Annotated in this window: 20 protein-coding genes and 1 other RNA gene; 11 read left to right on the plus strand and 10 right to left on the minus strand. The window is 42.5% G+C overall.

The genetic code is table 11. The features are described 5' to 3' along the window. Positions 1-210: 210 nt before the first annotated feature. The 4 genes from F899_RS05430 to F899_RS05445 all read left to right on the plus strand — a co-directional run bounded on the left by F899_RS05430 (position 211) and on the right by F899_RS05445 (position 3,155). Positions 211-729, plus strand: a complete 519-nt coding sequence (locus tag F899_RS05430) for a hypothetical protein (protein WP_004893576.1) — start codon at positions 211-213, stop codon at positions 727-729. Between the two features lie 66 nt (positions 730-795). Continuing rightward, the gene (locus tag F899_RS05435) at positions 796-2,112 is read left to right on the plus strand and encodes a DUF445 domain-containing protein (protein WP_004810761.1); all 1,317 of its coding nucleotides are present in this window, start codon (positions 796-798) and stop codon (positions 2,110-2,112) included. Positions 2,113-2,196: 84 nt separating this feature from the next. Continuing rightward, positions 2,197-2,856, plus strand: a complete 660-nt coding sequence (gene adk / locus F899_RS05440; RefSeq protein ID WP_004810758.1) for an adenylate kinase — start codon at positions 2,197-2,199, stop codon at positions 2,854-2,856. 86 nt (positions 2,857-2,942) lie between these two features. After that, on the plus strand, positions 2,943-3,155 hold the full coding sequence (locus tag F899_RS05445; protein WP_005221304.1) for a hypothetical protein: 213 nt from the start codon (positions 2,943-2,945) through the stop codon (positions 3,153-3,155). 65 nt (positions 3,156-3,220) lie between these two features. Here the strand turns inward: F899_RS05445 and nth are convergent, their stop codons facing one another. Continuing rightward, a complete protein-coding gene (gene nth, locus F899_RS05450) occupies positions 3,221-3,925 on the minus strand; it encodes an endonuclease III (protein WP_034434191.1) in 705 nt (234 codons plus the stop codon). Positions 3,926-3,929: 4 nt separating this feature from the next. Continuing rightward, positions 3,930-4,721: an RnfABCDGE type electron transport complex subunit B gene (locus tag F899_RS05455; RefSeq protein ID WP_005221308.1), complete on the minus strand. Its 792-nt coding sequence runs from the start codon at positions 4,719-4,721 to the stop codon at positions 3,930-3,932. 347 nt (positions 4,722-5,068) lie between these two features. On the opposite strand from F899_RS05455, the gene gdhA reads away from it, so the two are divergent. Both gdhA and F899_RS05465 read left to right on the plus strand, forming a co-directional pair. Continuing rightward, entirely contained in the window at positions 5,069-6,412 is a 1,344-nt protein-coding gene (gdhA, locus tag F899_RS05460) for an NADP-specific glutamate dehydrogenase (protein ID WP_004810752.1), read from the plus strand. A 139-nt stretch (positions 6,413-6,551) separates the two neighbouring features. Next, complete coding sequence (locus F899_RS05465; protein ID WP_004646736.1) at positions 6,552-7,703, plus strand: IS4-like element ISAbe18 family transposase; 1,152 nt, start codon at positions 6,552-6,554, stop codon at positions 7,701-7,703. Positions 7,704-7,764: 61 nt separating this feature from the next. Here the strand turns inward: F899_RS05465 and F899_RS05470 are convergent, their stop codons facing one another. From F899_RS05470 to rlmH, 3 genes are all read right to left on the minus strand, one after another. Continuing rightward, positions 7,765-8,535, minus strand: a complete 771-nt coding sequence (locus F899_RS05470) for an META and DUF4377 domain-containing protein (RefSeq protein WP_034434194.1) — start codon at positions 8,533-8,535, stop codon at positions 7,765-7,767. A gap of 184 nt (positions 8,536-8,719) precedes the next feature. After that, a complete protein-coding gene (locus F899_RS05475) occupies positions 8,720-9,496 on the minus strand; it encodes a dioxygenase family protein (protein WP_004893595.1) in 777 nt (258 codons plus the stop codon). 113 nt (positions 9,497-9,609) lie between these two features. Next, positions 9,610-10,092: a 23S rRNA (pseudouridine(1915)-N(3))-methyltransferase RlmH gene (rlmH, locus tag F899_RS05480; RefSeq protein ID WP_034433940.1), complete on the minus strand. Its 483-nt coding sequence runs from the start codon at positions 10,090-10,092 to the stop codon at positions 9,610-9,612. Between the two features lie 154 nt (positions 10,093-10,246). Here rlmH and F899_RS05485 point away from each other — a divergent pair, with 154 nt between their 5' ends. Further along, positions 10,247-11,194: a M28 family peptidase gene (locus tag F899_RS05485; protein WP_005221311.1), complete on the plus strand. Its 948-nt coding sequence runs from the start codon at positions 10,247-10,249 to the stop codon at positions 11,192-11,194. A 60-nt stretch (positions 11,195-11,254) separates the two neighbouring features. Here the strand turns inward: F899_RS05485 and lon are convergent, their stop codons facing one another. Continuing rightward, entirely contained in the window at positions 11,255-13,681 is a 2,427-nt protein-coding gene (gene lon / locus F899_RS05490) for an endopeptidase La (RefSeq protein ID WP_005221312.1), read from the minus strand. Positions 13,682-13,823: 142 nt separating this feature from the next. After that, positions 13,824-14,414, minus strand: a complete 591-nt coding sequence (locus F899_RS05495) for a 5-formyltetrahydrofolate cyclo-ligase (protein WP_005221313.1) — start codon at positions 14,412-14,414, stop codon at positions 13,824-13,826. A 359-nt stretch (positions 14,415-14,773) separates the two neighbouring features. On the opposite strand from F899_RS05495, the gene F899_RS05500 reads away from it, so the two are divergent. Together F899_RS05500 and F899_RS05505 are read left to right on the plus strand one after the other, a co-directional pair. Further along, the gene (locus F899_RS05500) at positions 14,774-15,964 is read left to right on the plus strand and encodes a YncE family protein (RefSeq protein WP_228127807.1); all 1,191 of its coding nucleotides are present in this window, start codon (positions 14,774-14,776) and stop codon (positions 15,962-15,964) included. 69 nt (positions 15,965-16,033) lie between these two features. Further along, a complete protein-coding gene (locus F899_RS05505; RefSeq protein WP_005221315.1) occupies positions 16,034-16,486 on the plus strand; it encodes a hypothetical protein in 453 nt (150 codons plus the stop codon). A 95-nt stretch (positions 16,487-16,581) separates the two neighbouring features. Here F899_RS05505 and ssrS read toward each other — a convergent pair. The 3 genes from ssrS to F899_RS05515 form a co-directional block, all read right to left on the minus strand. Next, positions 16,582-16,766: non-coding RNA, 6S RNA (ssrS, locus tag F899_RS15365), on the minus strand. A 97-nt stretch (positions 16,767-16,863) separates the two neighbouring features. Beyond that, on the minus strand, positions 16,864-17,151 hold the full coding sequence (locus F899_RS05510) for a cell division protein ZapA (RefSeq protein WP_004810731.1): 288 nt from the start codon (positions 17,149-17,151) through the stop codon (positions 16,864-16,866). After that, complete coding sequence (locus tag F899_RS05515) at positions 17,148-17,705, minus strand: hypothetical protein (RefSeq protein WP_004893620.1); 558 nt, start codon at positions 17,703-17,705, stop codon at positions 17,148-17,150. The genes F899_RS05510 and F899_RS05515 overlap by 4 nt, the downstream gene beginning before the upstream one ends. A gap of 64 nt (positions 17,706-17,769) precedes the next feature. Here F899_RS05515 and F899_RS05520 point away from each other — a divergent pair, with 64 nt between their 5' ends. Further along, complete coding sequence (locus F899_RS05520; RefSeq protein WP_005221317.1) at positions 17,770-18,405, plus strand: UPF0149 family protein; 636 nt, start codon at positions 17,770-17,772, stop codon at positions 18,403-18,405. A 109-nt stretch (positions 18,406-18,514) separates the two neighbouring features. Beyond that, complete coding sequence (gene pepP, locus F899_RS05525) at positions 18,515-19,849, plus strand: Xaa-Pro aminopeptidase (protein ID WP_005221319.1); 1,335 nt, start codon at positions 18,515-18,517, stop codon at positions 19,847-19,849. The last annotated feature ends 195 nt before the right edge of the window (positions 19,850-20,044 follow it).

Below are 20,044 nucleotides of genomic sequence, written 5' to 3' on the forward strand. Positions count from 1 at the left end.
GGAATGAAAGTGCGTTATTCTAACCCAACTGACCTGGTTTGGATATTGAAATACGAGTGGGCTACCCATCTGCTAAACGTTGACTTTGCAGACATTAAAATTGTCTGCAGTTGTATACAACTGTGTTGATAATTCTGCTAAAGTCCAAATTGAATAAAAAAAGGACGATACCTTAAAACTATAATGAATCAAGGATATTGGTGAAAAGGAATGAATAAATTATACCCTTTGCTGGCATTTGCTTTCATCGCAAATACGGCTTATGCAGATGATTCTACGTATAGATCTGAAGCAAAACTGAGCGATAGTCAGGCAAGTACCTGGAATGTGGGGGCAGGATTTACCCGGAATATGATTCATCTGAATACTGAGTGGGTGAATCCGTATGGAATCGCATATGTCAAAGGTGGTGTTTTTCTGGACGATGACAAGCCATTTGGTGCACAAGTTGGCTTTCGGTACCCGGCACACCTCACAGGAAAAGATAAAAATGGGTATTATGTCGGGGCTTATGCCGGACATATCCAGAGTAAGAAAGTAGATGGAGAATATGAAGCACGTCTGGGGGGCGGGGTGGATTTATCCTATGTCATGCTGAGTTCAGAACGGATCAGTACCTTCAGTGTCGGAATCGGTGCTGGTGAAGAAATGAAAAGCCGAAGTGGACATGTTGTGGCCGAAATCGAACCTCAACTACAATTCTCCTATACTTTAAGTATCGGTTTATAGAGAAAATATTCGACTTGATAAGAAAATTGTATTCTGTGAACAAAGAATTAAATATGGAAGTTATACATGCTTGAGTACGTTAACGAGTTGTGGCAAGCCTTTCTGATGCGTCCAGATTTCTGGGCTGTGCTCAGTATCATTCCTGTCACTGCATTCGTTACCTGGGCACACGTATGGATGGCCCTGAAAATGGTGTTCTATCCAATCACGTTCTGGGGATTCCATATTGGTCCATTGCCTGTCGGCTGGCAGGGCATTGTGCCACGCAAAGCAGGAAGAATTTCAGGAATTATCACAGACAATACCTTGTCTAAACTGGGATCGATCCAGGAATTTCTACAGGCGATGGACCCGGATGATATGGCACGCATCATCGGTGAACAGGTCGGTTTCGAACTTGAACATCTGATTGATGAGGTCATGATCGACCGTAATGCAGTTTTATGGGAAAACTTGCCGTATTCCATCAAGCGCCGTATTTATTCCCAGGCACACAAGCAGTTGCCGGATGTGTTGCGCGAATTAGTGACTGAGCTGACCATGAACGTCGAGTCACTTGTGGATATGCGTGACATGGTGGTCAGTCAAATGGAGGGTGACCGCCGTCTGATGGTACGCATGTTCCTAAAGGTTGGACAGAAAGAAATTAACTTTATCTGGCATATCAGTGCTTTAATTGGTATGTTCTTTGGTCTGTTCCAGATGATCGTATGGTTCGTGGTGCCTTGGCACTGGACCGTACCATTCTGGGCAGCAATTTGGGGTTTCCTGACCAACTGGATTGCCATCTGGATGGTCTTCAATCCGATAGAACCACACTATGTGAAATACCCGCAGTTCTTCACCCGCACGCAGAGCCGCAAGTTTCCATGGATCAAACCGGTTATTCCACGTATTGGCACCTATAACATACAAGGTGCTTTTATGAAACGTCAGGAAGAAGTCTCTGACGTCTTCGCAAGTGTAGTGACAGAAGATCTGATTACGTTAAAATCGATCATGACAGAAATGATGTATGGTGGTAAGAAAGAAAAAACCCGCCGGATCGTCAAGCGTCACATTAACGAAATTATGGAAACTCCATTGGTTCGCACCTCTTTACAGCTATCCTTGGGGCCAAGAGAGTATGCAAAACTCAAGACAGACTTGATCGATCGCTCAATTGAAATTACGATGGTGCCTGTATGCGACCCTGCGTTTAATGCGAGCCGTGCACAGAAAATCTATCAAATGTTTAGAGACCGCATACGCGAGTTAACACCGAAGGAGTTTCAGAATCTTTTACGACCTGCGTTTCAGGAAGATGAGTGGATTCTGATTGTATTGGGTGGGGTAACCGGTTTTGTCGCGGGTTTAATCCATTTGTTTGTGGCTTTCTTATAACGAGACGCTGAAATGCTGGATATCTTTGGGGATGTCCAGACATTTGGTGTCCTATACATTGTTAAAAAATGAGGATGTTTATATATGCGCATTATCTTACTCGGACCACCTGGAGCAGGTAAAGGTACACAAGCTCAGTTGATCTGTAAGCGCTACAATATCCCACAAATTTCAACCGGTGATATGCTCCGTGCTGCAATTCGTGAAGGAACTGAATTAGGTTTAAAAGCTAAAAGCGTCATGGATAATGGCGGTTTGGTTTCTGATGAGTTGATCATCGGTCTGGTTAAAGAACGTATTGCACAGCCTGACTGTGTAAATGGCTGCATCTTTGATGGCTTCCCGCGTACTATTCCACAAGCTGAAGCGCTTGAAAACGAAGGCATCAACATCGATCACGTGATTGAAATTGATGTACCGGACGAAGAAATCGTGCAACGTCTTTCTGGCCGCCGTCAGCACCCGGCTTCTGGTCGTGTTTACCACATTGTTTACAACCCACCAAAAGTGGAAGGTAAAGATGATGAAACTGGTGAAGATCTGGTTCAACGTCCTGATGACCAGGAAGAAACCATTCGTAAACGTTTAGGTTCTTACCATACTGAAACTGAACAGCTGGTTGGCTTCTATCAAGGCCGTGCTGCATCAGGTGAAAATGCACCGACTTATGACAAATTGAACGGTCTACGTCCAATTGAACAAGTTCAAGCGGATCTGTTCGCGATTCTGGATCAGTCAAAATAATCATTTCACGATAATTTTGACATTCAGGGAGCCCTAAGTCATATTAGGGCTCTTTTTATTTCTGCATCTTTAAAGGAATTGCGACTGTGAAAATTGGTTTGTTATTGCTCATGGTGGTGTTCTTGGTTGTTCTAGCAGGCCTTCTGGTCATGAGCTACCGAATGCTAAACAAAGTGCAGAAACAGGAAAAAATCGAAAATAGGGACAAAACCCCAGAGCGACAATTGCACCCGAAATTACAGGCTGAATTAGAGCAGCGCAAAAAAATGCAACAGCAGTTAGAGGAAAAGCAAAAATAAGCATTCTTATCTGCTGAACGAGACAAAAAAAGCTGAACCAGAGTTCAGCTTTTTCATTTAAGGGATCAGTCAGTATTTTTAACTGCAATTGGTTTCAATGCACCAAAGTCAAAACGGTCCGGCCAGTTACAGACATCAGCGACCACACATTCATGACATTTTGGTTTGCGTGCAATACATGTATAACGACCGTGTAAAATCAGCCAGTGATGTGAATCAATGATAAATTCCTTGGGAATGACTTTGATCAGACGGTGTTCAACCTCCAGCACATTTTTACCAACCGCAAGTCCGGTACGATTACCGACCCGGAAAATATGGGTATCGACCGCCATGGTCGGTTGACCAAAGGCCGTGTTCAGCACTACATTCGCCGTTTTACGACCTACACCCGGCAGGGCTTCTAAGTCTGCACGATTGTCCGGTACGATGCTGTTGTGCTTCTGAATCAGCATTTCACAGGCTTTAATCACATTGACTGCTTTGGAATTATATAAACCGATCGTTTTGATATATTCCTTCAAACCATCGACACCTAGAGCATAAATTGCCTCCGGCGTATTGGCGACTGGAAACAGTTTGTCTGTGGCTTTGTTGACGCTGACATCAGTTGCTTGTGCCGAGAGTGTCACTGCGACCAGTAATTCAAAAGGATTAGAATAATTCAGTTCAGTTTTTGGATTCGGACGTTGTTCACGTAAGCGTTCAAAAAAAGTTTGAATCTGTTTCTTGGTCATGTTCTTTACAGGTTTGCCGCTCATGCTTGTCATCATTTTATCCCTGTAAATCCTGTAATTGCTGCATTAGTTCGGCAAGCTGGGTGCGTTTACCTGTATCTTCGCGTACAGACAGCTGTTTTTCGAGCTTTTTGATCTGGGTACGCAGTTTGGCCAGTTCAATCGTAGTTTTGGCGTCCCGGATCAATCCATCCTCATTTGGCTTTTCCACCATTTCAATCACGGGTACATTTCGACTTTGTGCAGAGAACTCGGCAAATAGTTCGGTATTGATTTCAGCACGTACCACAGGACCTTTACGGTCAATGCGGCGTTTTTCCTCACGTTGGATATGTGCATAGTAACGTTGGCGCAGATCATTCTGTTCCTGCACATGCTGTTCCTCTGACATGAGTGGATGGGTATCTTCTACTAGATCAATACAGTCGACCGGGCAGGGTGGAATACACAGTTCGCAGCCAGTACACAAATCTGTCAGTACCGTATGCATCAGTTTGCCTGAGCCAATAATGGCATCGACCGGGCAGGCACTAATGCATTTGGTACAGCCAATGCATTCATCTTCACGAATCACTGCTTTCATGCGCTGAGGACGCCCATCAGCCTGAATGGGCCAGACACTTGGCTCAGCACTAAGTTTAGGACGATTTAACAATCTGGCGAGGGCATCTGCCACCGGCTGTCCACCGGGTACACATTTGTTAGCTTCTTCTCCCTCGGCAATGGACTGAGCATAGGGTAGGCAGCCATCACGATGACCACACAAACCGCATTGGGTCTGTGGCAATAACGCATCAATGGATTGGATGAGGGAAATCTGCGAATTCATGATATTTCAAAGCCGCTCACAGTGAGCATTTCAGGAGGTGAAACAAAATATGTCAGAATTACAAATTTTAGCATATTTTGATCGGCTTGTTTGTGCACAATTAAGGTAACCAATATGCATTATTATCATGCATAAATAAGAATTTAGACTTTGATTCCACTCATATTTTGCTATCCAAAAATTTAATTCATAATAAATATAAATAACTGTTATAAAATTAATTTTCATATTTTTTCAAAAAAACTATTGTGGATTGGTTACAAAAGATATTTAATATTTTGCGCCAAAATTTAACATTGATTGTAAATTTGACCAATTTTGATCCATTTTCTGCTGAGGATTAAGCGTTGAAATACAACACACTTAATGAGTTCCTAGATTACGTTAAAACACGTGATGCACATCAACCAGAATTTCTTCAAGCTGTAGAAGAAGTGATGACAAGCTTGTGGCCGTTCATTCAAAAGAACCCACAATATGCAGCTCACGGTTTACTAGAACGTCTAGTTGAACCAGAGCGTGCGATCCAGTTCCGCGTTTCTTGGGTAGATGACCAAGGTCAAACTCAAGTAAACCGTGCGTTCCGCGTACAGTACAACTCAGCGATTGGTCCATTTAAAGGTGGTATGCGTTTCCACCCATCTGTGAACCTTTCAATCCTGAAATTCCTGGGCTTTGAACAAACGTTTAAAAATGCTTTGACTACTTTGCCTATGGGCGGTGGTAAAGGTGGTTCTGACTTTGATCCTAAAGGCAAGTCAGAAGGCGAAATCATGCGTTTCTGCCAAGCGTTAATTATCGAGCTTTACCGTCACCTTGGTTCTAATACTGATATCCCTGCGGGTGACATTGGTGTAGGCGGCCGTGAAGTAGGTTATATGGCGGGTATGATGAAGAAGCTCAGCAATGACACTTCATGCGTATTCACTGGTAAAGGCTTGTCTTTCGGTGGTTCATTGGCTCGTCCTGAAGCAACTGGTTACGGTACTGTGTATTTCGCTGAGGAAATGCTGAAAACTCGTGGCGATAGCTTCAAAGATAAAGTCGTGACCATTTCTGGTTCGGGTAACGTTGCGCAGTACGCTGCTGAAAAAGCAATGTTCTTAGGTGCTAAGGTCGTTTCTCTATCTGACTCTGCGGGAACTGTTTATGTTAAAGACGGTTTCACTGATGAACTTCTTGCTGAAGTGATGGAACTGAAAAACGTTAAACGTGGTCGTATCTCTGAGTTCGCGTCTAAACACGGTTTCGAATACCTTGAAGGTCAACGTCCTTGGGGTATTAAGTGTGATATCGCGCTTCCATGTGCAACTCAAAACGAACTAGATGCTGATGATGCTGCTAAACTTCTTGCAAACGGTGCAATCTGTGTTGCTGAAGGTGCAAACATGCCATCTACTTTAGGTGCTGTAGAGAAATTCGTTGAAGCGAAAATCCTTTACGCTCCAGGTAAAGCATCGAATGCAGGTGGTGTAGCAACTTCTGGTCTTGAAATGTCTCAAAACGCATTGCGTCTTGGCTGGACTTTCGAAGAAGTTGATGAACGTCTTCATGCAATCATGAAAGAAATTCACCGTAACTGTGTGAAATTCGGTACTAAAGAAGACGGTACTGTGAACTATGTTGACGGTGCAAACATTGCGGGCTTCGTAAAAGTTGCTGATGCAATGCTTGCTCAAGGCGTATTCTAAGTCTGACTTAGTTTAAGCTTTAAAAAAAACCGAGGCCATAGCCACTGCTGTCCCATAGTTTGCTTTAAATAAAAAAACCTGAGTCCTAACAGTTAAAATATGAGTGCAAACAAACACTTTAACGACCAGGATTCAGGTTTTGTCACATCAGAATACCGTATTTCATGAGCTAATTAAACCTGTTGTGCGACAGGATTTTGAACAACTTGCTAAAGTACACCATGTTGGACAGAAATTTAGAGCGGCTTCCCGGTGGGATCAGTTTATTGCCATATTGATGTCTCAATTCTCTTGTAGGCAAAGTCTGAGAGATATTCAATCCAATTTGGAGTGCCAACAGGAAAAGCTAAGTCATCTCGGAGCAAAGTCTATTCCCCGAAGCACGCTGGCACGAATCAATGAGCAGCAGCCTGCTGCCTTATATCAACAGCTATTTTACAAGTTGCTTAAATACTATGAACACTCAAAAGTAGCTCATAAATTTCGCTTTAAGAATCCCTTGTATTCCTTGGATGCCAGTCATATTGACCTGTCGCTTTCCTTATGTGAATGGGCCAAAGTTCACGACTCAAAAGCCAGCATGAAACTCAGCATAGGATTGAATCACAGCAATGATATTCCTGAGTTTGTTGCAGTTGAAAATGGCAAAGAAAATGACATGGTACAAGGCCGCAAATTCCAGTTTCCTGCTGGCAGCATTGTAGTTTTTGATAAAGGCTATGTCGATTACCAATGGTATGCAAATCTGACTGCTCAAAACATTGGATTTGTCACACGTTTTAGGCCTAAATCTGTGTATCAGGTGATCCAGCAACATCCAGTGCTTGAATCCAAAGGTATTCTAAAAGATGAAACCATTCAGCTGAATAGCGCACATGCCCTAAAAAGAAAAGCCCCAGTGTTAAGAAGAATTGAATATAGAGATCAGCAAAGTGGCAAGCACTTTAGTTTTCTCAGCAATAACTTTCATTTAGCCGCCTCCACCATTGCGGCGATTTATAAAGATCGTTGGAAAGTTGAGCTGTTCTTTAAGGCGATTAAGCAGAATCTCAAATTAAAAGCGTTTCTAGGCCGCAGCAGGAACGCAATTCAGACACAAATCTGGATTGCGATGATCGCCTATTTATTGGTGAGTTTCGCTCAACATTTAGGAAAAACGGGTTGGACAGTTCAACGTTTACTCAGAATAATTCAGGTGAATTTGTTTGAAAGAAGAACTTTAAAAGCTTTATTTTCACCCGATAAAATACCCATAAAACAAGAGGAAGCTCAAATGAGCTTCCTCTTGTGAAAAATTGTGGGACAGCAATGGGCCATAGCCTCGGTTTTTTTGTCTCTGTCATAAAAATATTTTATAGCGAGCCTTTTACTGCTTCACGCTCGACGGCCATATCAAATATATAGGCATATTTAGACTGATCTGCTGCCGGGTTCTTGATTTCAAAGCGTTTTATGCGAATTACCTGACGCTCATTTGGCGTATGCTGGAAGCCTTCGATTTGGTCATAGAACAGGTTCCAATCTTTATCGACCTGAGTTTTTAAGCCCTGCTCATTGTATTTGACTTCGCGCACCTGAAGACAGGTTTGCTGTGCTACACCGGTACAAGCTTTGGTTTCAGGAGAAATTTCCAAGAAAATAATATCAGCCTGACCATTATAACGGGCTTCTGGCGTCATCTTCCCTGTGAAGACGTAAGCCTTTCCGTTTACGGTCAGAGTCAAAACCGGATTTTGAGCATCACTGGTATTTAAGCTAAATGGAATACGGGCATCATTAAAAATTTCGCCTGCCAGCTTTTCCTGTTGCATGGCATTGGTATCACAAGCTTTCATGGTTGAGATTAAGGTACCAGTTTCCAGCTGACCCTCAGAGATTTTCCAGCTACCACCCAAGCTATTGCAGCTGGTAGTGACACTAAAACGATTCTCATCATGGAAGCTCAGTACCATATGTTCTTTTGCACCGGTATCAATGTGCCATTCATAAGCACTCAAAGTATTGGCGGCATTTTGTTGCTGTAATACGGACACGGCAAGATCTCCTACTTTTTGGACATCATTGGACTGACAAGCTGCAAGGGTTAAAGGGAATAATGCAATAAATAAGTATTTTAATTTCATTGATTGAATAGTCATGAAGCAAATAAATCAGACTTAAGCTTAAACGATTCATTTTTAAAAAATATGGATACATTCTGAAGCTTTAGGTAGCAAAATGTATCCATGAAAATTGCATGATGAGTAAAATAAGACAGGAAGATTTTCTTAGGCCTAAGAAAAAAGGCTCAGATAGAGCCTTTAAATCCTAATCAAAACGATAGATATCCATACCCAGTGAACCCATGCTAAAGCTGCTATGCACCAGACTGAAACGGGTACCAGTTCCCATTGCAAAAAAAATCGGGGCAAAGTGTTCCAGGGTCGGGTGATTACGTTCCAGGTAAGGAATACTTGGCCAATCCAATACGGCTTCATAGTCACTATGAGCGAGTTTGCTTACCACATAATTGCGGAAGGTCGAGGCCCATTCTGGAACAACATTGGATTGTCCACTACGATCCAGCTCTCGCAGGTTATGCGTGATACTGCCTGAACCAATCAATAGGACCTGCTGCTCACGCAGGTGTGCCAGCGTTTGACCAATTTTATAAATGTCATGTGCAGTCATGTTGATGGGCAGGGAAATTTCTACCACCGGAATATCTGCATCCGGATACATATGTAGCAGTGGCATCCACACGCCATGATCACGCGGGCGTGAATTATTGGCGTAGGCGCTAAAGCCAGCTTCAGACAGCAAGCCGAGAATCTGTTCAGCCAGTTCTGGTTGACCCGGCGCAGGATAACGTAGTTGATACAGTTGAGGCGGGAAGCCACGGAAATCATGCCAAGTTTCTGGACGAATACCGGTATTTACTTCCAGTGCATTACTTTCCCAGTGGGCAGACATTACAATGATTGCCTCTGGACGTGGCAAATTGACACTTAAACGCTCCAGTGCCGGACCTACCTGTTCAGGATTCAGGGCAAGCATTGGAGAGCCATGGGAGATAAACAGGCCGGGAAGCGTTTGTAAGTTCATAGTTCAAGCCACATCTGGAAGATGTCTTCAATAATGCATGAAAGCAAGCGAAGTAAGGAGGGGAGATTGTTCAACAATTCGTTGCGGAAATAGAACAATAGCCAATTCTCACCTTAACCCGCACGGTGATAAGGGTGATTATGATTAAGGCTCATGGCACGGTACAACTGTTCAATCAGCATGACACGAACCAAGGGATGCGGCAAGGTCAGTTTGGATAGTGACCAGTGCCATGCAGCTGCCTTACGTACCGCTTCAGAATGACCATCCGGCCCACCAATGGCTAAAGCCACATCATTACCTTCCAGCATCCAGCCTTTCATGGTTTCAGCCAGTTTTTCGGTACTGAATTCACGGCCGCCGACTTCAAGTGCAATCAGGGTTTCATTTGACTTTAATGCATTCAGGATACTATCGCCTTCGATATTACGATATTTCAGGATGTCGGCTTCTGAATCATTCTTGCCACGTTTCGCCATCGGCAATTCAATGATTTGTGTTTGAACAAATGGCTGTATGCGCTTGAAATAATCTTCAAAACCAGTGAGTACCCAAGCTGGCATTTTTTGACCAATGGTCAGAATACGGATTTTCATACAGACATCGTGTAGTTCAGAAGTGCTCATTATAACGATGAAACAACATGAAGTTGAGTATAGAAACAAATTGAAATTGAATTAGAAAAAGCACTGCTGCATAAATATCCAGAGTTCAAGTTTCTGCTTGATCATGTCATGGAAATAATAACAAATGCGGATTGTAGCCATTTTAAGAAAAAGTTATCTGGGTTTGCTGATCAGTCTGTCTTTAATCTTCCCGAGTTGGGCCTGGGCCAATCCAGCCAGAAATGCTCAAGTCAAAAATCTCGAGCTTTACTTTAGCCAGATCCTGAATGTGGATGAATTTAGAAATCACAAGAATACAGCTGAACTGAACCGGGTATCCGGTTGGTTGAAAGAGCAAATGCGACGCTTTGGTATCCCGTGTCAATTTCAAAGCTATATTGTGAATAGTCAGGGCTATCGCAATCTGGTTTGCCAGCTCAATGTAAAAGCCAAAGATAAAATCGTTATTGGTGCTCACTATGATGTTTTTGCCAATCATCTCGGTGCGAATAATAATGCTTCTGGCGTCGTAGGAGTGGTGGAAGCTGCACGATTGTTGGCCCTGCAAAAAAATAAACTGAAAAATAATATCGAGTTTGTTTTCTATGGTCTGGAAGAACCGCCGTATCTCAACACAGAGCATATGGGCAGTGCGATCCATGCCAAGTCATTGAGAAAACAAAAGCAGAAAATACGTGGCGTCTTTGTACTGGACTCTATTGGTTACTATGATGAAAATCTGGTACAGAGCTATCCGGCAACTCTAAAATGGTTTTATCCTCGGCATGCCAATTATATTGCCAGTATTGGACATCTAAGTTCAGTAGGACTTACAGGAAGGTTTTGCGAAGCTATGCAGACGCGTCAGCGTTTAGAGTGTGAACGTTTTATTATTCCTACTTTTATGCAGGGACTGGATTATTCGGGCTATCTCAGTTATGCCAAGCAGAATTTTCCAACTGTACTGATCAGTGACACGGCTCATTACCGTTATCCTTATTACAACACTGAGCAGGACACTCTAGATAAACTGGATCTGAAAAAAATGACTTATGTGGTAGACGGATTGATGCAAACCGTTCTAAGTCCATAAAATTTAGGTGGAGATAATAAAAAAACCCTGCCGGAGCAGGGTTTTTTATGAGCAGATCACTTAGTGACGTGCGGCTTTAGCTTCATCAGTCGCTTTTACAATTGGGGTTTTTACCAATGCTTTCGGCATAGAGGTAAGTGCCAATGGTAAAATCTCATCGATTGATTTCACGGCTTTGATTTCCAGACCTTCTTTCACATTTTCAGGAATTTCAGCTAGGTCACGTACGTTGTCTTGCGGAATGAATACCAGCTTGATCCCACCACGGTGAGCAGCAAGCAGTTTTTCCTTCAGACCACCGATACGCATCGCACGACCACGTAAGCTGGTTTCACCGGTCATCGCGATATCAGGACGAATCGTAATACCTGTGAATGCAGACACGAGAGCAGTGGTTAGTGCCAGACCAGCAGATGGACCATCTTTCGGTGTCGCACCTTCAGGTAAATGTACGTGTACATCAGTTTCTTCAAAACGAGAAGCTTCGATACCCAATTCAGCTGCACGCGTACGTACTACGGTCATCGCGGCGGTAATCGATTCTTTCATCACATCACCGAGAGAACCGGTAGTAATGAATTTACCTTTACCCGGAACCGCTGCTACTTCAATTGTCAGTAACTCACCACCAACCGAAGTCCAGGCCAGACCATTTACGCGACCCACTTCTGGTTCTTCTTCAGCCATGCCGAAATCGAATTTGTGAGGACCCAGGTACTCTGGCAAGTTGTTCGAATTCACTTCAAGCTGAAGATTTTTCGCTTTCTTGCTCACCGCTTCTTTAACTACCTTACGGGCAATTTTAGAAACTTCACGTTCCAGGCTACGCACACCAGCTTCGCGGGTATAACGCTGTACGATGTCGCGAATTGCCTCTTCATGAATGGTCAATTCTTTGCTGCGCAAACCATTATTCTTGATTGCTTTCGGAACAAGGTAGCGTTCAGCAATATTGACTTTTTCATCTTCGGTATAACCTGGAAGACGAATCACTTCCATACGGTCAAGCAAAGCTTCCGGAATATTCATGCTGTTTGCAGTACAGATGAACATCACTTCAGACAGATCCAGATCCAGATCCAGGTAGTGATCGTTGAACTTGCTGTTTTGTGATGGATCCAGTACTTCAAGCAGGGCAGAAGCAGGGTCACCACGGTAGTCCTGAGCCATCTTGTCGATTTCATCAAGCAAGAACAGTGGGTTTTTTACACCAACTTTGGTTAAAGACTGCACAATTTTACCTGGCATCGCACCGATATAAGTACGACGGTGACCACGGATCTCAGCTTCATCACGTACACCACCTAGCGCCATACGCACGAATTCACGACCAGTTGCTTTGGCAACAGATTCACCCAGAGAGGTTTTACCTACACCCGGAGGACCTACCAGACATAGAATCGGGCCACGCAGTTTTTTCACACGTGACTGAACTGCCAGATATTCCACAATACGATCTTTGACATCATCCAGACCATAATGATCAGCATCCAGAATTTCCTGAGCCTTGTTCAGGTTAATACTGACTTTGCTCGCTTTGTTCCAAGGTGTATCTAGGATCACTTCAAGATAGTTGCGAACAACCGCAGCTTCACTTGATGCTGGTTGCATTGCTTTTAGCTTGCGAAACTCAGCTTCCGCTTTTTTACGTACGTGCTCAGGCAGGTCTGCTTCAGCCAGACGTTTTTCAATCTCAGCGACATCATCTTCTGCACCGCCATTCAGGTCAGAAAGTTCGCGTTGAATCACCTTCATTTTTTCATTCAGGAAATATTCACGCTGATTCTTTTCCATTTGGCGTTTTACTGAATCATGCAGGGTTTGCTCAATCTGCTGTTCTTCAGACTGTTGCAGTAAATAAGTCATGAGTTCAGTCAGATGTGCTTCAAACTCATCGTGCTCAAGGAATTTTTGCTTGATTTCGATGTTCAGCGGCACACGAGTTGCCACGAAGAACAATAACTGAAGCAAGTCTTCAATTTTATTTGCAGCTGCAATCAGTTCACGTGCATTACGTAACTTCGCTTCTGCATACTGGGCAAATAACGCACGCAGTTCTTCTACACGGGTATCCTGAGTGTCATTGTCCATCTTGACAGTGATCGGACTAAGCTCATGTTCAGCAGTCAGATAATCAGTGTCATCAATGATTTTAGTTAATTTGGCACGATAAAGGCCTTCGATGAGTACCTTGATACAGTTTTCATCATTTTCATGATTCACAACCTGCACAATCTTCGCGACAGTACCGTATTGATATAAGTTGTCGTGATCAATTTCTTCTGTAAGCGAATCTTTTTGCGCAACCACAAATACCAGATTGTCACTGTTACGAGCCACATCAACTGCATTGATCGATTTTTCACGACCGACAAATAGCGCGATTTGCATGTGTGGATATACCACTACATCACGTAACGCTAAAAGTGGTAATACACTTGGAACCTGAGGCTCAAAGCTTTCTTCATTCATAATAATTTCAGACATGGGCACTCCTAATGAGTGACAACGATGTTGCCATGTATTTTATAGTGATGGGTATTTTTAAAATTACAAGGGCCGTTCAGATGAAATTGTATAATTATTGACTAATTATTTGATTTAAAAGTAACTTAGTCAATGAATTGATTTACAAACGCTTAAAATGTAGCAAGCGTGTAGGAGTTAAAAGTGCATCTAAAGGCTGATCCCATTTTTCCCGGGGTAATGATGTTTCTACAAGCTGTAAATCATGTGCTAAACCAAGACGATAGGGTTTTTTATACGCTGTTACCAAGGTACGGTCATAATACCCACCACCCATTCCGATCCGGGTACCTCGATAGTCACAGATCAATAACGGCATAATTAATAAATCAAGTTTTGATACATGCAAACCACGGCTTTGCATAGGTTCACGCATACCTAAACGGTGGTGGAAAAAACGCTTGTTTCGGTATAGGTGTTTGTTAATCCGTACCCATTCTAATCGCTGATTCATGTTACAGATCACTGGCAAATAGACTTTTTTACCGACAGAGAAACAATATTCAATAATTTGCTGAGTACGAATTTCACCAAAAGCATCTAAGTAAAGACCGACATGCTGTGAGTGAATAAATTGAGAATTTGATCTAAGCAGATTTAGCACCTGCTGGGCAGATTTTTTTTGTTCAAATCGGGAAATGCGACGACGGGCTTGGCGGATTTTTTTTCGAAGTTCCTGAACGGTCGTATACATAAATTATCTGAACTTTAGATGGTGCTGAGCATAAGTCTAAGGCAGGAAAAGAAAAAAGTAAAAAAGAAGACCTAAAGAAAATAAATTTTGAGTAAAAGCAGGTGATGACTAAAAATTTTCACAGCTATTCGGGTATTGAAAAATATTTTATTAATATACATAGAATTAATTTATTTATCGGAAACTTCCCCACCAATCCAATTACCTTTGTATATTGGAACAGCTTGAAGTTTTGCCCTGGTTGAAGAGCTAAAACTCAACTTAAGAATAATATAAAAAACAATTCAGGATTGAATGATATGAATAAGAAAATCAAGCCATTAACACGGTTTACACAACTATTTTTTGGTCTCGGTAGCATGCTGGCAGGATTAAGCTATGCTGCAGTGCCTAACTTGCCCGCACCACCGAATACACAACAGGTTTTTTTTGTCGGTAATAACTGGGATGGTACAGTCACGGTGATCCGTCCATCAGGTGATTTTGGTAAAGTCGGGGTGATTAATATGATTCCGGATCGCAAAGAGCGCTTACTTGAGATCCATCTTAATCCAATCAAATTGATTGCTTATACCTATATCCAGGCGACGGCAGGGGAAGGTAATGATCAGCTGGTAGATGATATGTATTCCACACCAGACGGTCAGTCTGTTGTGGCTTCACGTCCAAGTTTCGCCGATGTGGTATCAATTAATATTAAAACTGGCAAAATTAACTGGCGTACACCAGTCGAAGGCTTCCGGGCAGACCATATGGCAGTTTCGCCAGATGGACAGCACGTGGCTGTTTCTGCATCTTCGGGCAATGTGGTACATGTCCTGGATATCAATACGGGCCAGGAATTAGGACGCTTCGCGACAGGGGATAAACCCCATGAAAATATCTATTTTAATGGTGGAAATAAAATCCTGAATTCTGCAATCGGTAATGTCGAAACATCTATGGATGCCCAATGGCAGGACTTTACTAAGGGTAAACGTTTTATCACTATTGCTGATGCAAATACTTTTAAGGTTTTAAAGAAAATTGATTTCCGGCCAGCTTTGGATAAATTTGGGCGTAAAGATTTGTCCAATTCAGTCCGTCCAATGGTTTTGAGTAAGGATGAAAGCAAAATCTATGCGCAGGTCTCTTTCTTTAATGGTCTGATTGAATATGACCTAAATCAGGACAAAATTACCCGTATCGGTCAGCTGCCAGGCAGCAGTACGATTCCAAGTGATCGTACCAAATGGGTCAATGATTCCCGCCACCACGGACTTTCAATTAGTGGCGATGGTGAAAAACTCTGTGTTGCAGGGACAATGGATAATTACGCCACTATTGTGAATCGTAAAACCTTAACAGCCGGTCCTTTAATTCCAGCCGGTAAACCATATTGGGCTACTCTAAGCCCAGATGGCAAAAACTGTGTCATTTCTGAAAGTGAAACAGATGTAGTGACAGTGATTGATTTTGCTACAGGCAATAAAGTGATGAGCGTGCCTGTAGGCAATCATCCGCAACGGGTTCGTATTGGTTATGCACCCAAAGACTGGTCTACCCCATAAAAATAAAAATGTTAAAACAGTAGAGAATCTCTCTGCTGTTTTAATATGAATTTTTAGGATAAACGCGAAATGCTGAATAACAATAAAAATATGATCATCGGTATTGCAATGATCTTCTTCAGTGGTTTAGCACTGATGCTTCTTTTAATGAAAGATGAAGACAGTATTGCAAAAGCAGAACACTCGAGTTTGGATGAACAGCCCGTCTTGATCCAGCAAGAATCACAGCTACCTGATCCAACTCCTATGCTTGAAAATGAGCAGAAAATTGCACAACAGAATCAGCAAATCATACAGAAGCGTGATGATCTCTATATGCAATTGGCAGATATTTCGAATCATCTCAGCCAAGGCAGAAAACCAGACCTAAGAGAAGTAAGTAGAATTCTGGAAATGCAGCGACAGCTGGTAAAGGTAAAAGTGATTTCTGTACAAGAGGCAACCGCGACCATTCAATTTTTACAAAAAGTGTTACCTGAAATGGAGGGTGAATTGGCTCGTGAAATTAAGCTGATTGAATAAAAGATGGTATTAAATAAGATTAAATTTTGAAAATTAAAATGTTTTTAGAATGCTGCCAAGAATTGAGCTGCTCATATTCTTATTCTTAGAAAATAAAACACTCCGAAGATGCCGCTGCATGTGTCGTTACCCTGAACCCGATGAGTTCAAGGTGGACGCGACGTATACTTGCTGGGTTTCCCACTCGAAGGTGGGCATACACTCTAAATATACAGAACGCAATCCATAAGTTTAAGTATCGGCAGGGGAATAGACCCGCTGGCGAACATCCCAGAGTTAGACTTAGTATAAACGATAAAGTTTATGTAGCAACTATATGCTGTGTTGGAACTGTAAACTTGACCATTGATCGAATGAAGTTTAAACAAAAAGTCTGCTTATTCAGTCAATTCTTCAACTTCTTCTAAAATAGTTTGTAACAAACGTTCGCAGTGAGCATATTGTTGCAGTGATTTATTCATGCTCAATACTTCCTGCATCAGTTCTAGCGCTACCATAATCACCAGTTTGCTTGGTTCCATACGAGGTGCTTTACGGCGAAATTCATCGTATTTGTCATTCAATAGTTGCGCTGCACGTTCAAGTTCTTCGCGTTGATCTGCTGTGGAGGCCAGACGGAAACTGTGGCCAATTACTCTTAAATCAATAGCAATCTGTTCGCTCATGTTGACGCTTCCTCAGTCGTTTCAGTCGGATGGGCCAATTGCTGAATTTCCTGTGCATGATGATCTTGAGCTGTGCCCAGAATTGCCAGACGCTGGATAATCGCTTCAACCTTGGCTTTAGCATGCTCATTCTTCTGGGTCAGACGCTCAGTTTCCTGATGCAGGCGTTGAATTTCCTGACGCGCCTGTTGCTGTTCATTCAGCAGCTTTTCTTTCAAAGCACGCAGTTCATTACGCTCAGCCAGAATTTCCTGAAAACGGTTTTTCAGATCGGTGCAGCTTTTTTCCAGACGGCCATACCGGTCTGCAAGTGCAGTTGCATCATTATTAAGCTGTTGATATTGCGAGCGAGATTCAGCTAACTGTTCAGTTAAACTTTCATTTTCTTGTTGTTTTTGGCTAATAATGCTGTTTTTTTGAATGATTTCGGCTTGATGCTGACTCAGAGAGGAGTCCTGTTCTTCACGCAGGCTGGAGTTTTCGTTCTCCAGATGTGCAAGGCGCGTTTTTAAAACGCCAATATGCACTTGTAGACGCTGTAATTCTTCTAACATATCGAGGTCGCACAGTATTGCAAACAAAGGTAATATATAAGCAGTATAGAGATTGGATAAACGAATGCAAGACGATATTTCAGGTTGGTCAGATTGGCACCGCAATTTTTCTTCAATTGAGGAAATTTCCAGCCCAAGCGAACTTCATGGTTTGCTTACTGGTATTGTTTGTGTGACCCAGGCGCCGAGTAGCGAAGAATGGTTACAGATTCTGGAAACTTTAGATGTCCCTGAGCTGGATGCTGAAGCATTGGAATTACTAACAGGTGAAGCAGAAGACGTATTTCACTCACTTTCTGAAGATGAGCTGGATTATCTTCCATTACTTCCGGATGACGAGCATAGCCTCGCAGAACGTGTGCAGGCATTGGCAGACTGGTGTGCCGGTGTAGTCCTTGGTTTTGGGCTGGCAACAGGTCATATTCGTGATGATGAAATGGAACTGATTGAACATTTACAAGATGTTGCAGCAGTTGAATTTGAAGATTCTGACGACGATGCTGAAGGTGAGGAAAGCTATCTGGAGTTGTACGAATTTGTACGTCTGATTCCAGTGAGCTTGTCTGTAGGTCGTAAAAAAGTTGAAGTTGAGGAAACGCCACTTTTGAAACGTTTTACAGCTAAAGTAAAAACTGAGTCTACGGATCCAGCTCAGGCACAATCTGTAGTTGAAATTTTCTCACCACATCGCCCAAGCTGAACTATAGCTATTTAGCTTTAAAAAAACCAGAATAAGTCCAGTCATTCTCTGGCTTATTCCGGTATCAAATCATATTCAAGAACAGCATTGATATAAGAAGTAAGGACCAATGAAGAAACTGACAAAAGCAGAATTTCAGGAACGTCGTGATATCCTCGCCGGGGAAATGGGACTACGCAGTATTGCCATTATAGCCACCAGCCCAGTGGCCCTGCGTAACCGTGATGCTGACTATAAATATCGTGCCGATAGCAGTTTCTTTTATTTGACGGGCTTTGCTGAACCAGAAGCTGTGGCTGTAATCGAAACCTTTGACAGCGAAGAAGAAGGTTATACCTACAGTCTATTCTGTCGTGAACGTGACCGCGAGATGGAAATCTGGAATGGTTATCGTGCCGGGGTGGATGGTGCTGTCGATGACTATGAGGCAGATGAAGCTTATGCGATTGATCTGCTTGATGAGGAAATTCTGGAAAAATTGCAAAACAAGGACAAATTATTCTATCGGGTCGGCCATAGTGCAGAGTTTGATGCGCGTGTCGCGAAATGGATTGCACAAGCCAGTAGTGAAAGCCGTCGAGGAAAATCTGCACCTGCTCAAATCGTTCAGTTAGACCGTATTGTTGATGAAATGCGTCTGCATAAAGATGCCAATGAAATTGAAATGATGCAGATCGCATCAGATATTTCTGCGGAAGCACATACCAGAGCGATGCAGACTGTACGTCCGGGCATGATGGAATATGCACTGGAAGCAGAGCTGAACTATGTATTTGGCAAAAATGGCTGTGTACCTTCTTATAACAGTATTGTCGGTGGCGGTGAAAATGCCTGCATCCTGCACTATGTGGAAAATGACAAAGAACTGAAAGACGGTGATCTGGTGCTGATTGATGCAGCCTGTGAATATCAGTTCTATGCATCCGACATTACCCGTACTTTCCCGGTAAATGGTAAATTCAGTCCTGAACAAAAAGCACTTTATAACATCGTGCTTGATGCACAGATTGCTGCGATCAATGCAGTTCAGATCGGCAACTCCTATAAAGAACCACACAATGTGGCAGTGCGAATTCTGGTTCAAGGTTTGCTGGACTTAGGTATTATGCAGGGCAAGATTGAGGAAATTATCGAAACCGAAAGTTTCCGCCAGTTCTATATGCATGGTACTGGACACTGGTTGGGCATGGACGTACATGATGTCGGTGCTTATAAGACAAATGGTGAATGGCGTTCTTATGAAGAAGGTATGGTCGTGACTGTAGAACCGGGCCTGTATATTGCACCTGATGATGAAACAGTTGATCCAAAATGGCGTGGCATCGGAATTCGTATTGAGGACGATGTGGTTGCGACTCAAAATGGCCCATTAGTATTAACTGCCAAAGTGGTCAAAACTGTGGAAGATATTGAAGCCTTAATGGCAAAAGCTTATGCTGCTTAAAAATACGATAGCTTGAAAAAAGCTGGTCATTTGACCAGCTTTTTTATTTTTTAAAATAATATGAATCTAATCAAATAAATAATGAATTAATCTTTCACTGAATGATTTTATTAGAAATAATCTGGATATTTTTTGATTCAATTCTTATATAATTCTCTTTTTAATCTCCCTAACCAGTATTTACAAATACTCATC

This window comes from Acinetobacter sp. CIP 101934, assembly GCF_000369585.1.
GTDB classification, from domain to species: domain Bacteria; phylum Pseudomonadota; class Gammaproteobacteria; order Pseudomonadales; family Moraxellaceae; genus Acinetobacter; species Acinetobacter schindleri.

Excerpts from the sequence above, each read along its gene's own strand:
- F899_RS05430 (WP_004893576.1), top strand. The coding sequence starts at position 211 with ATGAATAAATTATACCCTTTGCTGGCATTTGCTTTCATCGCAAATACG.
- F899_RS05435 (WP_004810761.1), top strand. The coding sequence starts at position 796 with ATGCTTGAGTACGTTAACGAGTTGTGGCAAGCCTTTCTGATGCGTCCA.
- adk (WP_004810758.1), top strand. The coding sequence starts at position 2,197 with ATGCGCATTATCTTACTCGGACCACCTGGAGCAGGTAAAGGTACACAA.
- nth (WP_034434191.1), bottom strand. The coding sequence starts at position 3,925 with ATGACAAGCATGAGCGGCAAACCTGTAAAGAACATGACCAAGAAACAG.
- F899_RS05455 (WP_005221308.1), bottom strand. The coding sequence starts at position 4,721 with ATGAATTCGCAGATTTCCCTCATCCAATCCATTGATGCGTTATTGCCA.
- F899_RS05470 (WP_034434194.1), bottom strand. The coding sequence starts at position 8,535 with ATGAAATTAAAATACTTATTTATTGCATTATTCCCTTTAACCCTTGCA.
- F899_RS05475 (WP_004893595.1), bottom strand. The coding sequence starts at position 9,496 with ATGAACTTACAAACGCTTCCCGGCCTGTTTATCTCCCATGGCTCTCCA.
- rlmH (WP_034433940.1), bottom strand. The coding sequence starts at position 10,092 with ATGAAAATCCGTATTCTGACCATTGGTCAAAAAATGCCAGCTTGGGTA.
- F899_RS05485 (WP_005221311.1), top strand. The coding sequence starts at position 10,247 with ATGCGGATTGTAGCCATTTTAAGAAAAAGTTATCTGGGTTTGCTGATC.
- lon (WP_005221312.1), bottom strand. The coding sequence starts at position 13,681 with ATGTCTGAAATTATTATGAATGAAGAAAGCTTTGAGCCTCAGGTTCCA.
- F899_RS05495 (WP_005221313.1), bottom strand. The coding sequence starts at position 14,414 with ATGTATACGACCGTTCAGGAACTTCGAAAAAAAATCCGCCAAGCCCGT.
- F899_RS05500 (WP_228127807.1), top strand. The coding sequence starts at position 14,774 with ATGCTGGCAGGATTAAGCTATGCTGCAGTGCCTAACTTGCCCGCACCA.
- F899_RS05505 (WP_005221315.1), top strand. The coding sequence starts at position 16,034 with ATGCTGAATAACAATAAAAATATGATCATCGGTATTGCAATGATCTTC.
- F899_RS05510 (WP_004810731.1), bottom strand. The coding sequence starts at position 17,151 with ATGAGCGAACAGATTGCTATTGATTTAAGAGTAATTGGCCACAGTTTC.
- F899_RS05515 (WP_004893620.1), bottom strand. The coding sequence starts at position 17,705 with ATGTTAGAAGAATTACAGCGTCTACAAGTGCATATTGGCGTTTTAAAA.
- F899_RS05520 (WP_005221317.1), top strand. The coding sequence starts at position 17,770 with ATGCAAGACGATATTTCAGGTTGGTCAGATTGGCACCGCAATTTTTCT.
- pepP (WP_005221319.1), top strand. The coding sequence starts at position 18,515 with ATGAAGAAACTGACAAAAGCAGAATTTCAGGAACGTCGTGATATCCTC.